This is a genomic window from Streptomyces sp. WM6386, from assembly GCF_000972385.1.
In the GTDB taxonomy this organism is placed as follows: domain Bacteria; phylum Actinomycetota; class Actinomycetes; order Streptomycetales; family Streptomycetaceae; genus Streptomyces.
Genome location: NZ_JXTE01000387.1, coordinates 1 through 585, shown reverse-complemented (window position 1 = coordinate 585; position 585 = coordinate 1). Strand labels below are relative to the sequence as shown.

Here is a 585-nt window from a genome sequence, read left to right as displayed (position 1 = left end):
TGTCGACACCGAGGACGCCGACGGCGTACCGATCGTGGTGGAGGCGGCCCACGGGGGTGCGGGGCGGACGGCCGAGCCATCTCAGGTCCGTTCATGACGAGGCGCGTGGCGGTCACCGGCCTGGGCATCGTCGCTCCGGACGGCATCGGCATACCGGCGTTCTGGGATCTCCTGTCCAACGGGCGGACGGCGACACGGGGCATCACGTTCTTCGACCCGTCCGGGCTGCGTTCGCGGATCGCCGCCGAGTGCGACTTCGACCCGGTGGCCCACGGGCTGGACGCGGAGCAGATCGCACGGTGCGACCGGTACATCCAGTTCGCCCTGGTCGCCGGGGAGGAGGCCGTACGGGACTCCGGGCTCGACCTCGCGGTGGAGAACCCGTGGCGTGTCGGGGTCTCCCTGGGCACCGCGGTCGGCGGCCCCACCCGGCTGGAGAACGACTACGTACTGGTCAGCGAGCGCGGCAAGCGCTGGGACGTGGACCACCGGGAGTCCGGCCCGCATCTGCACCGGGCGTTCTCGCCCAGCACACTCGCCTCGGCGGTGGCGGAGCGGTTCGAGGCACGCGGGCCGGTGCAGACC

General features: G+C 72.5%; 1 protein-coding gene. It reads left to right on the top strand.

Annotated elements, in window-relative coordinates:
* Positions 1-93 precede the first annotated feature (93 nt).
* The coding region (locus TN53_RS41865; protein WP_046264141.1) for a beta-ketoacyl synthase N-terminal-like domain-containing protein at positions 94-585 on the top strand (492 nt) is incomplete at its 3' end.